Annotated in this window: 11 protein-coding genes; all 11 read left to right on the plus strand. The window is 56.5% G+C overall.

Annotated features, from left to right (window positions below):
• Positions 1 to 22: 22 nt before the first annotated feature.
• The 11 genes from FY156_23605 (at position 23) to FY156_23655 (ending at position 14,403) form a co-directional block, all read left to right on the plus strand.
• Positions 23 to 2,260, plus strand: a complete 2,238-nt coding sequence (locus FY156_23605) for a C-5 cytosine-specific DNA methylase (GenBank protein UXS04453.1) — start codon at positions 23 to 25, stop codon at positions 2,258 to 2,260.
• A complete protein-coding gene (locus FY156_23610; GenBank protein UXS04454.1) occupies positions 2,257 to 3,468 on the plus strand; it encodes a phosphoadenosine phosphosulfate reductase family protein in 1,212 nt (403 codons plus the stop codon). Before FY156_23605 ends, FY156_23610 begins: the two co-directional genes overlap by 4 nt.
• Positions 3,469 to 3,477: 9 nt before the next feature.
• Positions 3,478 to 4,740, plus strand: a complete 1,263-nt coding sequence (locus FY156_23615; protein UXS04455.1) for a hypothetical protein — start codon at positions 3,478 to 3,480, stop codon at positions 4,738 to 4,740.
• 47 nt (positions 4,741 to 4,787) lie between these two features.
• Positions 4,788 to 6,608 carry a hypothetical protein gene (locus FY156_23620; GenBank protein ID UXS04456.1) on the plus strand — a complete coding sequence of 607 codons (1,821 nt, stop codon included), beginning with the start codon at positions 4,788 to 4,790 and terminating at the stop codon, positions 6,606 to 6,608.
• 424 nt (positions 6,609 to 7,032) lie between these two features.
• Positions 7,033 to 7,809, plus strand: coding sequence for a hypothetical protein (locus FY156_23625; protein ID UXS04457.1), 777 nt, complete (start codon positions 7,033 to 7,035; stop codon positions 7,807 to 7,809).
• A 198-nt stretch (positions 7,810 to 8,007) separates the two neighbouring features.
• Complete coding sequence (locus FY156_23630; GenBank protein UXS04458.1) at positions 8,008 to 8,613, plus strand: hypothetical protein; 606 nt, start codon at positions 8,008 to 8,010, stop codon at positions 8,611 to 8,613.
• A gap of 183 nt (positions 8,614 to 8,796) precedes the next feature.
• A complete protein-coding gene (locus FY156_23635; protein UXS04459.1) occupies positions 8,797 to 9,447 on the plus strand; it encodes a hypothetical protein in 651 nt (216 codons plus the stop codon).
• A 1-nt stretch (position 9,448) separates the two neighbouring features.
• Complete coding sequence (locus FY156_23640) at positions 9,449 to 11,419, plus strand: terminase (GenBank protein ID UXS04460.1); 1,971 nt, start codon at positions 9,449 to 9,451, stop codon at positions 11,417 to 11,419.
• Positions 11,416 to 13,050, plus strand: a complete 1,635-nt coding sequence (locus FY156_23645; GenBank protein ID UXS04461.1) for a phage portal protein — start codon at positions 11,416 to 11,418, stop codon at positions 13,048 to 13,050. The genes FY156_23640 and FY156_23645 overlap by 4 nt, the downstream gene beginning before the upstream one ends.
• Before the next feature lie 17 nt (positions 13,051 to 13,067).
• A complete protein-coding gene (locus tag FY156_23650) occupies positions 13,068 to 13,328 on the plus strand; it encodes a hypothetical protein (protein UXS04462.1) in 261 nt (86 codons plus the stop codon).
• 13 nt (positions 13,329 to 13,341) lie between these two features.
• Complete coding sequence (locus FY156_23655) at positions 13,342 to 14,403, plus strand: Clp protease ClpP (GenBank protein UXS04463.1); 1,062 nt, start codon at positions 13,342 to 13,344, stop codon at positions 14,401 to 14,403.
• Positions 14,404 to 14,406: the final 3 nt, after the last annotated feature.

Genomic DNA, 14,406 nt, shown 5'->3' on the forward strand with positions numbered 1-14,406 from the left:
TTGGCCGAAAAAGGAGCGCTCAATGTACGCTGAAAGCTTACTTGATCACCTCGCACCGCCTCCGCAATTTTCGATTAAAAACCGTTGGAACCACGGCCTGCCGCTGATCGTCGATAGCTTTGCGGGGGGCGGAGGCGCCTCCACCGGAATCGAGATGGCGCTGGGTCGCTCACCTGACCTTGCCATCAATCATAATCCGCAGGCGCTTGCCCTACATGCAGCCAATCATCCTGACACGCTGCACATCTCGGAAAACATCTACAAGGTCGATCCGCTTGATTACGTGGCTGGGCAGCATATAGGCCTCGCCTGGTTCTCTCCTGATTGCAAGCATTTCAGCAAGGCCAAGGGCGGCAAGCCGGTCGAGCGCAATATCCGTGACCTCGCTCATATCATTCCGTTCTGGGTCGAACGTGTCCAGAAAAGCGGGGGCAAGATCGACGTTATCATCATGGAGAACGTCGAGGAATTTGCGACGTGGGGGCCGCTCGTCCAGACCGACAGGGGATTGATGCCGGATCCGGAGCGGAAAGGCGAAACCTTCCAGCAATGGTGCAAGAAGCTTCGCCGCCTCGGGGGAAAGCTGGAGAAGCGGGAATTGCGTGCCTGCGATTACGGCGCACCGACGATCCGCAAGCGCCTTTTCGTCATCATCCGTTTTGATGGTCAAAAGATCGTCTGGCCGGAACCGACGCACGGCGCTCCCGATGATGCTGACGTGATCGCCGGTCGCAAGCTACCGTGGCGCACCGCGGCGGAATGCATCGACTGGTCGATCCCATGCCCGTCGATCTTCGATAGCTCGGCCGATATCGCCGAGAAGCACGGTCTGAAGGCTATCAGGCCTCTGGCGGACAATACCATGGCTCGTGTTGCGCGCGGCATGAAACGTTATGTGCTCGATGCGGATCGGCCTTTCATCGTTAACCTGACGCACGGCGCGCGCTGCGAAGATATTGCGGAGCCCGTTAAAACGGTGACCGGTGCGAATCGTGGTGAGAAGGCCGTCGTTCTCCCGCACATGGTCAGCTATTACGGCCATGGTGACCTGAGGGCGGAACGGACGCGGGAACTGTCTGAGCCGATATCGACGATACCTTGCGAGAACCGGCATGCCGTGGTCGCGCCTTCGGTGATCCGGTTCAATACCGGTGCGACAGGCAGCGACATGCGCGAGCCCGCGCCGACCGTTACAGCGAACAGTTATATCAAGAAGCCAGGCGGCGCCGCGCCGATCGGTATGATCGCCCCGCACCTGATGACGATGCGCAACGCCGGCAAGCCCTTCAATGGTGCTGATGAGCCGACGCATACGATCACCGCTGGCGGCGCAGGCCTCTCCCTGGTCGCGCCTGTCCTGACTGCCGCGCAGCACGGCGGGTCCAATCGATCCGTCGAAGATCCTCACCATACGATCACGGCCAGCAAAAAGGATCAGAACAGCGTCATCGTCCCGACGCTCATACAGACCGGCTATGGCGAGCGGGACGGGCAGTCACCGCGATGCCTCGACATAGACAAGCCTTTGGGAACGGTTGTTGCTGGCGGCGTCAAACACGCTGCCGCCGTCGCGTTCGTCGCGCAGCATAATAATGACAGCCGCCGCGAGGGTGGCGTCAATCCGGGCAGACCTGCCGATGTCCCGATGTCCACCGCAACGCAAAGCGGATCGCAGCAAGGCGTTGTGTCCGCCTTCGTGGCGCGCCAGTTTGGCACGTCAACCGGGCACGAGATCGACCGTCCGTCTGCGACGGTGATGGCTAATGGTGCTGGCAAATCGCAACTGGTGACACCATTCCTTCAGGCCTATTACGGCACGGGCGATGGTGGCGAAGAAAACCAGCCAGCGCGCACCATCACCACGAAAGACCGGCACGGCCATGTCGAGGCGATGCTTGATGTGCCACCATTTACGGAAGAAAAGGCTGCCCGCGCCCGCGAAGTCGCGGATTTTATGCGATCGCACGGGTTCTGGGATGAGCGTGAGTTCGTAACCCTCGAAATCGACGGGCACACCTTCGTCATCGTCGATATCGGCATGCGGATGCTTACGCCGCGCGAACTGTTTAATGCGCAAGGTTTCCCCGGCGATTATCAGATCGATGGTGTCTGGGTGTCGGAAGACGGCAAGGAAACGTGGATAGCGTTTCCGAAATCCGTGCAGGTCTCCTGTGTCGGGAACAGTGTTAGCCCGCCTGTGGCCGAAGCGCTGATAGGCGCGAATTGCAATCATCTCGTTGCTGTGCAGGTGGCGGCATGATGCAGCCGACTTTGTTCGAAGGGTCTGAACGCCTCGTCTATGACGATGCGGTGGAGCTTACTCTTCAATCCATGCAGGCATATGGCCCTGATCATGACCACTGGGGCATAGCTTGGTCCGGAGGGAAAGATAGCAGTGCGACCCTGACGCTTATCCTCCATCTGTTGGACACTGGACAGCTGGCTCGGCCGAAGTCGCTTTCAGTTTTTTATGCCGACACGCGCCAAGAGTTGCCGCCGCTGGCGATTGCTGCTGAGCGGATCATGTTGCAGATGGCCGCAAGGGGTATCCGGTGCGAGGTTGTCCGGGCGCCGCTCGATAAGAGGTTCCTCGTTTACATCCTCGGTCGCGGGGTTCCTCCGCCAAATAACAACACCCTCCGCTGGTGTACCCGTCAGATAAAGATTGATCCTATGACGGAGGCTTTGGAGCGCCGGATTAACGAGATTGATGGAAATATCCTGATGATCACAGGTGTCCGGCAAGGTGAAAGTGCGATCCGTGACCAACGTATTGTCATGTCGTGTGGCAAGGATGGAGCAGAATGCGGGCAGGGCTGGTATCAGCAGGTATTGCCGCAGGCGAAAGGCATCCGCGGTCGCATAGCAACCCTTGCCCCTCTTCTGCATTGGCGCGTGTGCAACGTCTGGGATTGGCTAAGATTTTACGCGCCGTTGCCTGAATACGGCGGCTGGGCCACGACTGCAATTGCGGATGCATATGGTGGCGATGAGGCGGAGGAGAAGAACGCCAGAACCGGTTGCGCCGGCTGCCCTCTTGCGTCGAAAGATTTGGCATTGATGACGATCGTCTCTATGCCGGAGTGGTCTTATCTTTCTCCCCTGCTGGGCTTGAAGCCGCTGTATCGCGAGTTGCGTTTGCCTCATAACCGGCTCCGTAAACCTGGTGTGGAAAGGCTGAAAAACGGCGCTATCGCCGCTAATCCCCAGCGCATGGGACCGTTGACATTCGATGCCCGACTGATGGGGCTTGCCCGGGTTCTTAGTATTCAGGCTGAAATCAATGTCGAAGCGGAGCGTCTGGGGCGGCCAAAGATAGATATCCTCAATGAAGAGGAAGAGAGCCGCATTCGCGAACTCATATCGGCCGAGACCTGGCCGCAGGGTTGGGATGGTGACGAACCTGTCGCGGACACGCCAATGGCGTCTGTTTTCTCCGACGGCTCCGTGCAGCCACTTCTGGTGTGAGGCTGTCGCATGTCTGATCCCATCATCGAAGAGTTTGTTGAACGGGCTCGTAACGTATCAGTAAGCGAGGCTGCCGAGCGGCTTAACATCAAACTGGGCCAGAAGGAGCATATTGGCGCTTGCCCGCGCTGCGGCGGCAAAGACCGGTTTTCCATAAATGGTGTCAAGAACGTTTTTAATTGCCGCAACTGTGGCGGAGGGCGTGACGGCATCGCCCTTATGGCGCATTTCCACAATCTCGATCTACGTGACAGGGTGGGCTTCCTGGAAGCGTGCGCCGCCGCACTCAACGAGGATATCCCCGAAGGTGGCGAGCGTGAAACCGATGAACAGCGGGCAGAACGGCTTGAACGCATCGCCCAGCTGAAGGCTGACAACGAGCGGAAAAACCGCGAGAAGGAAGCGGGCGAAAACCGGTTCCGCGATATCGAGGTCAGCAAGGCGCGGGGCATTTATGGCAACGCGCGGGATCTTCATTCCTCAGGGTTTTCCTATGCCACGGAGCTATTTCAATATCTTCGGCTGCGTACAGGTTTTGAACCGCATCCGGGCGTTCTCGATCATATCCGCTTTGCGCCGGCGCATTCCTACTGGCATGGCAAGGATGAGATGGGGAGGGCAGCCAGTCCGCATATGGGGCCAGCCATGATCGCGCCTTTCGTCGCTGCAGACGGCAGTGTGACGGGATGCCATGAAACATGGATTGATTTGGGTAATGCCCCGAAATACCGGCCATTAATCCGGGATGAAAGCGGCACAGTCATCCTGGATAAGGACAAAAATCCTGTCACCACCAAGAAGATGCGCGGCACAAAAAAAGGGTCGATGATCCCAGTTTTTGGCGCGTCGCGAGCGGTGCGGTGGGTGCTTGGTGAAGGTATTGAGACGGTATGCGCCTATGCAGGCGCCGAAGGTTGGCGGGCTGACACATTCTATGCTGCGACGGGCGATCTCGGCAATCTTGCTGGCCCGGCCGACCCGCGATCTTCGTTTCCGCACCCGACAATAAAGGTCGGTAACGGGCAATTTCAAAAAATTCAGGGTCCAGTTCCAAAGCCAGACCAGGCCCCCACGGACGCCGTGCAGGTGCCAGATCATGTTGTCGAACTCATCATACTCGTTGACGGCGACAGCGAGCACGTTTTCACGGCGTCGGCCATAGCGCGGACAGTTTCGCGTCTGTCGGCGCCGCATCGCATCATCACACCATTCTGGCCACCAGAAGGCGAGGATTTCGCCAGCTTGTTTGCCAACATGCAGCAAGGGGATTGAAACATGAGAATACCCGAGAAGCGTCTGACGCGCCTGGAGCGTCGCAGATGAAGGAAAAAGAGAAGAAGACAAATGGCGGCGTCCCCGAGGATGTCGCACGCATGATGGCGATGGCTGCGCAACAACGGCGCATCTATTCCGCGAACCCGGACCCTTTGCCGGTGGCAGAGCCTGAGCCGACAGAAGATGTCCTTGTCCTTTCTGACGAGGAGATTCTCGAAGAATGCTCCGAGCAGCCGGAAACGGACATCGGCAATGCGAATCGGCTTCTTATTCGCTTCGGGGAACTGATCCGTCACGTCACCCACGTCGGTTGGCATGGCTACGATGGAAAGCGCTGGCTCGAGGATGCTTCCGGTTCCGTTGTTCGTCGGCTCGCACACCGCACGGCGGAATTCATTGATGACGAGGCTGTGCGGTTGGATTGCAGTGAGGAGGAACAGGCCAAGATCGCGGCCGGTAAGATCGCGCGAGAAGAACTGAAGAAATTAGGTAAAGCGGCAAAGGATTGGGATGCCGCAAAGCTGGCCGAATATGAGAGGCTGCAAAAGGATGTCGAGAAAATGGACAAGGTCGAAAAAGACCGGTCCGGCCGCATTTCATCACGACATGCTCATGCCAAGCAAGCTGCAGGGACTTCGAAGATCAACAATATGCTTCAGGAAGCCGCGCCCTATTGCTCTCTGGAGGTGCTGGACCTCAACAAGGATCTGCTCGCGCTCAACTGTGAAAATGGCACATTAAGGTTCTTCTGCTCGGAGGTTGGGGATACCGGGAAGTGGCAGATAAGGGTTGACGCTCACCGAGCGTCCGATCTTATCTCAAAGCTGTGCGAAGCGCGTTTTTCGCAGGACGCCGACGCGCCAATGTTCCAACAGTTCCTGCAGCGTGTCATGCCGAATGTTGATTATCGGGCATTTTTGCAGCGATATCTTGGATACTGCCTGCTCGGCCTTACAGGCGAACAATGCTTGCTGTTCTTTTATGGAGCCGGCAGAAATGGGAAATCGACCTTCGTAGACATCATGGTCGAGATCCTTGGCGACTATGCCGTATCAATGTCGATCGACAGTTTCGCTGGTGACAGTAAACGTGGCGGTGCGGAGGCGACGCCAGACCTCGCCCGCTTGCCCGGCGCTCGCCTCGTGGCGGCCAGCGAGCCAGAAATGGGCGTGCATCTGAAGGACGCGTTGATCAAGACGCTGACGGGCGGCGAACCTATCGCGGTCCGTCGGTTGCATCAGGATTTTTTTGAACTCATCCCGCAATTCAAGATCATTCTTTCTGGCAACCATAAGCCCATCATCAAGGATGACTCTGACGGGATATGGCGTCGCGTTCACCTGGTACCGTGGGAAATACAAATTCCGGAAGATGAGGTTGATAAGACGCTCAAGGAAAAGCTCTTGGCTACAGAGCGAGATGGCATCTTTGCATGGATGGTGAAAGGGGCACTCGAATACCTCCAATTTGGTTTGCGCGTCCCTGATGGTGTACGAGCGGCGACGGCCGAGTATCGAGAAGAGAGTGATCCTATCGGCGCATTCCTTCGCAATGCCTGCCATGTCACGGGCGCTGATGGTGACCGTGAAAGTCCGGAAAACCTTTACAATGGGTATGTGCGATACGCCAAACGCGAAGGCTTGGCGGACATCAGACAAGCAACATTTACACGGAGACTGCCAGACCAAACCCGGAAGAGTTGGAAAGGTCCCGACGGTTTCATGCATCAGTTTCAGCGAATACGGTCAAATGGCACCGCATATATCGGTATTCGCGTTCGGGACGAGTTTGCCGGAAAGCCGGACATAGGCAGTCCGCCTGAAGGTCGCTTTTCAGATGATGAACCTTTCCCCGAGAGCTTTTGATGCTTGACACCCGGACCCTTCGCCGTACACACAGGACATACAGCCATCTGTTTGCCTTGCCTGTCCATACGAAGGGTCCGGGGCGGACAGCTAGGACAGCAAGCAATGCTGCGCGGACAGTAAGCGCGGCGCGCTCAAAGCCAGAAAGAACATTTCTTTCAATAGCTTGCGCAGGTTGGACAGCTAGGACAGCAATTTTCAGGTTTTCCATGATGCGCATGCGCTCGCGCACGTCAAATTCCCATCGGGATATATGGCGAAAAAATAGAATGTCTCGCATCACATAAACCTCTGAACTATCTGTCCTTGCTGTCCAATCATTGAAATCATTGAGTAACTTTAACTCTACCTGTCCTCCTTGCTGTCCAAACTGAATATATTTCCTGTCCTACATGTCCAAAAACACCCAGAAAGGGTCAAAGGAATGAAAATCGGTATCGAAAAACTGTTGCAGTGGGCTTTTGTGCAGGAGCTTTGCGTGCGGGATATCGCTGAAGCTGGTGGCCCGAGCTCGTCTTCATCGAACTTTACGATGATCATGGAAATGCTGGAGTTGGGAGCCATCATCGACCGGTCGCGCAACGTCATGGCTGCATCATCTGCGGTAACTTTGGAGCCCCACCTTGATGCGTTGGTTGTGGCTGATGCTGTCCGCGATCTGGTCGATGGTCATTTCACTGTCGAAAATGATTGGTCGCCGTTCTCGGACTGGGATGATGATCACGGTCTGGTTTCTGTGGCCGTGCAGGCCGAGATCGAGGCCTTCCGTCTCCGCGGTGATCGTGCGAATGGTCGGCGTGCAGCCAATCTTGTAATTTGCTCGGCTATTCTCGGACGCGGCCCGGATTGGTTTGCGGAAAAGCCTGCGGAGCGTGTCGTGGAGCGCTGGGGAAAACCGGCATGGTTCATCATGAAGAGCGCGAAAGACTGCTTTGGTCGCGTTTATCAGTTCGAGGCCGATGGCTTCGACCGGAAAAAAAGGAGGCCGATGCGTGGCGCCTATCGCAAGATGGAGCTTGCTGAGCCAATTCGGAGCGCAATTATTGCCAGGATGGAGTGGAAACTTTGGCAGGATGCCTTGGTTTCGCTCAGCAAATCGTTGGCAAATCAGCTGAGTTTCTATGAAGTAGAACTCTACAGCCCGGACGATGCACCATGGTCGAGAAATCGGGAAAGTTCCAAAAATATCGTAATTGTTTGATTTTTATTGGGATTTATTTGATGTCTACGTGTTGAAATGCGACAGTTGCTTGACATATCTTGGAGACAGTAAAAAAGTTTGGAAAACCCGCTTCGGATCGCCCGGCGCGGGTTTTTTGTTGCCCAGGATGGAGGCGGCCATGCACCCCGTCGCTGTAATGGCGATGAACGATCGAAAGGCTCTGCTATGTCGCTAGTCATGCGGTGGCAGAACGTCGCTGGCATGCAGCGGATGGAGAATGCCCTTGGTCGCCTGGATGGACATCAGTTGCATCTCGGTTTGCAGCGAGCGCTCAATCATACCGGTGGCAAAGCTAAAACGCAGGTCGTGCGGGCGCTGGTAAAACAAACCGGTCTGACTTACGGGGTGATCAAGAACGCTGTGAGGACCGGGCGGGCATGGGGCGCTAGCGCCGACGCCAGCCGGTTTGTGGAGGGGCGGGGAGCGCTTCAGTATGTCCTGTCTTCGAAAGGCGGCGACATATCTCTGAAGTATTTCAAGGCGAGGGAAACGCGCGCTGGTGTTACCGCCGCGCCGTTTGGCGAGCGCAAGTTGTTCGCCGGAACGTTCATCAAGGGTGGCCAGTTCCCGGCAAGAAAAACGGCGTCCGGGCTAAACGGCCACGTTTACAAGCGCACCAGCAAGAAGCGTGGGCCTTTGGAGTTTCAGGATAGCGGCGTGGTCATCCCTGCAGAGATGCTGAAGGGTGCGGCTGCCGAGGCATTCACCTCAGTGGTGAATGAGGAGCTTCCAAATCGTGTCATGCACGAGATCAGCCGACTTGCCCCGGGCATCTTCGTCTGATCGCCGATGCCAAACCCGAAAGGGGCGGGTGCCCCTCGGACCTCCCCCCCCCCTGGGGTCAGGGACCGTACCCGAGGCGCACCCCCCACGGGCGGAGAACGGCCCGAAATCTCGCCAGTCTGAGGGTAAAACTGAAGCCTAAAGCTTCTAAAACTGGTTAAAGGATTAAAGGTCGAGCTTTAGATGGAAGTTTCGAAGAGCGAATTTGCCGCGCTGATCAATGTTTCTCCCGGCCGCGTTTCGCAATTCATTGCATCCGGTCAGATAAGCAGAGCCGCCATCATAGGGAGCGGCCAGCGCGCCAAGATTGATGTCGAACGCGCCAAAGCTGATTTGAGATTATCGCTCGACGTCTCGCAGCGGTTAGGCAACGGGATCGATACTCGTCTTGATGATGACGACGACGGTGGCAATACACCCGAACTCGGGAAACCCGGCCGAAAGGATCTCGATGATGATCCATTTCAGCGCCGCGGCGGCGTCGATTTTGAAATCAAACAGCAGAAGCTGGAGCAGATCCGACGCGTCAACCGCAATGCCGCGATTGAAGACGCCAAGAGTGCAGGGACCCTGATCGAGACCGATGCATCACGTTCGGCGATGGTGAAAGTCGCATCCAGCATGCTTCTCGTGTTCGAGGGCGGCCTCACGGATTTTGCGACTGCGATTGCAGAGGAATTCAAGGTCCCGCACCGTGATGTTCTTCATCTGCTGCGGCGCGAGTTTCGAAAGGTGCGCGCGAACGGCGCGAAACAGGTGAAAAGCGAGGCTGTAACGCTTCCGGAAACTATGGAAACGACCCTCGAGGTCGAAGAGATTGAGACGCTGAACTGACATGACATCCATGATCGTCAACACGGCCAACGCGGAGCGTCTGGCTCTCGACGTCATGGGAGAGGTCCTGGAGCCTCCGCCTGAGGTAGACTACCTCGCTTGGGCGGAGCAAAATATCAATTTCTCCGAACGCGAGAGCCAGTTTCCCGGCCCGTACAACAGAGACGGGTTTCCGTATTTCGACGAAATCTTGGGCGCTCTGTCGCCGGCAGATCCTTGCCGGACGGTGACAATTATGAAATCCGCCCAGTTGGGCGGTACCGTTCTCGCTAACATCTTCACGCTTGGAACCATCGCGATGGACCCGGGCGATATCCTTTACGTCCATCCGACGGAAAACAATGCGGCCCGCTGGAGCAAGATGAAACTTGCTCCAATGCTGCGCAATACATCCGCGCTGGCAAAGCTTTTCCCGATGAAGAATCGGGATGGGCTCGATAGCCTGCTCTACAAGGAGCGCGTGGACGGGCGTGGCGCCATTCAGATTTCTGGCGCCAACTCTGCCGCTTCGTTGTCGCAGGTTTCGATGCGCCGACAGGTTCAGGATGACCTGTCGAAATGGGAAAACAATTCCGGCGGCGATCCTGAAACTCAGGCGGACAGCCGGTCTCGCGCGTACGAATTCGCGAAGATTTTGAAGATCTCGACGCCTCTGGTAATGCCGGGGTGTCGCATCACCAAAAATTTCGAGGAGGGTTCGCAGGAGCATTTCTATGTTCCGTGCCCCCACTGCAGTCACACGCAGACGCTCGAATGGGAAAACTTGCTGGCCAACCTGGATGACGATCATCCGGAGAAGGCGCATTTCACCTGCATCGAATGCGGATGTGAAATCGAGGAGCATCATCGCGCCAAGATTGTCCGCAAGGGAAAGTGGAAAGCACACAATCCCAAAGCGAAGCGGCACCACCGTTCGTTCTATCTCTGGTCCGTAATTTCTGCTCTCCAGAGTTGGGAGCGCATCGCGCGAGAATGGCTCGGTGCTCGTGGCGACCCGGCCTCGGAGCAAACGTTCCTGAATGACACGGTCGGTCGGGCTTATGTCACGGCCGGTGAAGCGCCGCCATGGGAGACGCTTCGCGATCGTGCGGTGAATTCTACGTATTCTCGTGGACGGATACCGCCTGGTGGGCTTGTGCTAACGATCGGTATCGATTGCCAAGGCGATCGCGTCGAGTGTCAGGTCGTTGCGTTTGGCAGAGATTTTCGCCGCTTTGTCGTCGACTACTTTGTCATTCCGGGTCATATCTCGGATCAGTCCTGTCAGGATCGTCTGGATGCCCTGGTCTACCAGACGTGGCAAAATAGCGTTGGCCGCAGGATCACACCCGACAGGGTGGCGATCGACGGTAACGCCTATACCGAAGAAGTTTGGGAATGGGCGAAGCGGCATCCCGCCAGCAAGGTGGTCATGGTGCGTGGCGCTAACAGCGATCATGCTCCGTTGACGCAGCGGGTTAAAAAGGAACGCAACCACCGTACTGGCAAGTTCATCAAGTATTCTCGACGGTTCTACACCTTCAACGGCTCTGTGCTGAAGATGGCGCTTTACAGGAATGTCGCAAAGACAGACGTCCTTGAGCGAGGATTTGTCGGTTTTCCGACCGGCTTGGAAGATGAATATTTCCGGCAGCTGACAGCGGAGCGTCGCGTTCCAAAGAAAAAGAAAGACGGCTTTACGGAGTATAAATGGGAAAAGGACCCGGCGCAGGCCAACGAGGGTCTTGATACCATGAACCAGGCGGAGGTGGCTGCTATCCTTTACGGGATCCGCAGCTTGCCAGACGCAATCTGGGATCGCCTTGAAGCTGAAAGAGAGACGCCCATTCCTGAAGCTCAACTGGACTTCGAGGATGGTTTATTTGGCTTGTCGCAGGATCAGCAGCCTTCGCAACCCAATCGATCGATCCCGGAAACGAAGTCGGCGATCATTAAAAAATCTTCTGAAAACAGGTGGAAGAAACGCAGATGACGGAAAAGACGAGGGTGAGGGTAAAGGCCGGTAGTGTAGCTGTGCCGGCAGCCCGCCCCACTGGCGCTCCGTCCTCTCCGCGCATGAGGGCAGCGTATCTCCGCGATACCCAATCTGGTGTTATTGCATCGCGTCCGGCCTCGTTGCGCGAACACCGTGACGAAATCCGTCGCGTCTGGGTTCGTGCAGCCGGGCTCGCAATGGACATGCTGCAAAATAGCGGGAAGTTGCGCGGCGCCGCCGACCAGATCATAGCCGATACAGTTGGCGTCGAATTGGTGCTCAATCCGAAACCGGATCTCGTAAGGTTTGGATATTCCGACAAAGAAGCGATCGATTGGATCGCGACTGTCAAGGCGAAATGGAAGTTCTACGCCTGGAACCCTCGGGAATGCGACTTGCGTGCCAAGCTGACCAACCCGCAGCAGACGGATATAGGTCTGCGGAACTGGCTTGCCTTCGGTGAATCTACAGGCATTGTTGTATATCTGCCGAGGTCCCAACGTCTTCCGGGGACAAAGACCGGAACCAAATTTCTTTTGGTTTCACCGTCGAAGCTGGTGCAGGACACAAGCGAGGTCGTGGGGCTTTTTCAGGGTATCATCCATGATGCCTATGGGCGGCCTGTCATGTACCGTTTCGAGGAAAAACGGGATGGCCTGACGGTTAAAACGGATTATCCGGCATGGGACGCAGATGGCAGACCTCTCGTTATGCATGCTTTCGACCCGTTTTCCGCAGAAGATGTTCGGGGAATTTCGCCCCTCGCTCCGACATTCCGCAAATATCTCATGGCGGAAAACATCGACGATGCAACCGCGCAGCTTCGGTTCATGCAAACGATTTATTCGATCGTGCTCAAAAGTGAAAAGCCGAGTGCAGAAGCTTTTGAGGCGCTTGAGGCGATGCAGACAAGCGGTGCTGAAGGTATGGATGAAGTTGCTGGCGATTTCGCCAATTACTTCAAGGCAAAACTCGATGCTGCGGCAGAAGGGGAGATCAAACTGGGACCAGGAGCAGGTGTCTCTCATCTAGCCCCTGGCGAAGATCTTGAATTCAAAAGCATATCCGGCGTTGGCCCGGATCTGAAGGACTTCCGCGCTTCGCTTGATCGTGAAACGGCGAGGGCGCTGGGAACCTCCTATGGTGGTTATACCCTCGATCACACTGATGCGACATACGCCAGCACCAACATGGAGAATTCTTCTCTCTGGCCGTTGGCGCAGCGACGCACAGACCGTATCGCTTCGCCGCATCTTCTCATGCCTTATGGAAGCTGGCTCGATGAAATGATCGAGGAAGACGAAATTCCATTCAAAGGGGGGAAGGAAGCGTATCGCGCCAATCGCGATGCCATCCAGTACGCGATCTGCCACGGGCCATCCAAACCCACGGCCGATGACGAAAAGCGGGCGCGCGCAGCGAGTGAACGGCTCACGAATGGGACAAGCACCCTTGAAGCTGAGTGCGCTGAATTAGGGCAAGATCCCGAGGAAGTGTTTGAAAGCCGTGCACGCTGGCACAAGCGGTACAAGGATCAGGGCCTCCCCTCGCCTTTCGAGCGCGGGATGGGTAGCAGACCGGCTGCAGCAGAGCAGAACGAGAACCAGCGTCAGAAGCAAAAGGCCTGAGGTGGATTATGGCGAACATGCAAAAGATCGGCGGCGCCACCGTCGACGCCGATGATCCGTGCCAGGTTTTGGCCGCACTGCAACTTGTCCGGACCAAACTGGCTGCCGGAGAGAGTGTTGAAGAGTTCTCCATTCAGTCCCCGACGACGCGGGAAACGGTGCGCTTCAGTCCGGCCAAGCCTGCCTTCCTCGAGCAGGAAATCCAGCGCTATTCGCGATTGTGTTCGGAAAAACAAGGTCAGCGCAGATGCGGACGACGCTGGCGCTTCCGGTTCTAAAAGGAAAGACACCATGACCATTCTCGTGAACGGTGAACTCATTTTGTATGGGTTCGTCGGCGACAATTTCTGGGGTGAAGGTTTTACTGATCGTGAGGTTATCGACGCACTTGTCGAGCATGGTCGTGATGAGCCGATCACGGTTCGCCTCAATTCTGGTGGCGGTTACGTGGACGCTGGCATTGCCATCTTCAATGCTCTGAAGAGCCATGCCGGAAAGGTGACCGTCATTGTCGACGCCATGGCCGCTTCCAGCGCATCGGTCATAGCAATGGCCGGGGACGAACGTCTGATGCGGACCGGAGCCATGATGATGATCCACGATCCGTCCGGCGGGGTCTGGGGTACAGCTTCCGACATGGAGGCTTTTGCCAAGGTCATGGAAAAGCATGCGGAGAACCTCGCGTCAATTTACGCAGAGGTGACCGGCGGCGATAAGGATGACATCCGCGAGAGCATGAAATCCGAGCTTTGGATGAACGCGGATGAGGCCGTCGAGCAAGGTTTCGCGACAGGGCTCGACAAGCAAAAGGTCAAACAGACAGCCGCGCACGATTATTCGATTTACGCCAACGCGCCGAAACGTTTGGTCGCATTAGCCAAAAGCAAGGATTGGACCCGCGCCAAGGCGAAAATTTCTGCAGCGGCGTCCGCCCCTGCGCAACCCAGCATCGATAAGGAGAACCTTCAGATGCCCCCATTGTCACAGGCGGAACAGACAGCCGCCGATACCAATAAACTTGTTGCGGATGCGGTTGCGAAAGCACTCGCCGACAGCAAGACCCGGATCAAAGCAATCACCGCGTGTGAAGACGCCAAGGGACGCGAAGCCCTCGCCGAACATCTGGCACATGAGACGGACATGAGTGCCGAACATGCGATCGCCGTCTTGAAGGCTGCACCACTTGCGGCCGATACCACGGTCATTCTGCCCCAAGGGTCAACCCAGTATGAGCAGCAGCGAGTTCAAGCCGCAAACCTTGCGGCGCCGGCCGCTCCCTCCTCACAGGCCTCTCAGCCAAAGATCAACGCGAATGCGATCTATGCGTCGCGCCGCCAGCAGCAGGGGAAATAAGCC

This window comes from Agrobacterium tumefaciens (assembly GCA_025559845.1).
Classification (GTDB): domain Bacteria; phylum Pseudomonadota; class Alphaproteobacteria; order Rhizobiales; family Rhizobiaceae; genus Agrobacterium.

Bases quoted from the DNA above. Each gene is read 5' to 3' on its own strand.
- FY156_23605 (UXS04453.1), top strand. From the start codon at position 23: ATGTACGCTGAAAGCTTACTTGATCACCTCGCACCGCCTCCGCAATTT.
- FY156_23610 (UXS04454.1), top strand. From the start codon at position 2,257: ATGATGCAGCCGACTTTGTTCGAAGGGTCTGAACGCCTCGTCTATGAC.
- FY156_23615 (UXS04455.1), top strand. From the start codon at position 3,478: ATGTCTGATCCCATCATCGAAGAGTTTGTTGAACGGGCTCGTAACGTA.
- FY156_23620 (UXS04456.1), top strand. From the start codon at position 4,788: ATGAAGGAAAAAGAGAAGAAGACAAATGGCGGCGTCCCCGAGGATGTC.
- FY156_23625 (UXS04457.1), top strand. From the start codon at position 7,033: ATGAAAATCGGTATCGAAAAACTGTTGCAGTGGGCTTTTGTGCAGGAG.
- FY156_23630 (UXS04458.1), top strand. From the start codon at position 8,008: ATGCGGTGGCAGAACGTCGCTGGCATGCAGCGGATGGAGAATGCCCTT.
- FY156_23635 (UXS04459.1), top strand. From the start codon at position 8,797: ATGGAAGTTTCGAAGAGCGAATTTGCCGCGCTGATCAATGTTTCTCCC.
- FY156_23640 (UXS04460.1), top strand. From the start codon at position 9,449: ATGACATCCATGATCGTCAACACGGCCAACGCGGAGCGTCTGGCTCTC.
- FY156_23645 (UXS04461.1), top strand. From the start codon at position 11,416: ATGACGGAAAAGACGAGGGTGAGGGTAAAGGCCGGTAGTGTAGCTGTG.
- FY156_23650 (UXS04462.1), top strand. From the start codon at position 13,068: ATGCAAAAGATCGGCGGCGCCACCGTCGACGCCGATGATCCGTGCCAG.
- FY156_23655 (UXS04463.1), top strand. From the start codon at position 13,342: ATGACCATTCTCGTGAACGGTGAACTCATTTTGTATGGGTTCGTCGGC.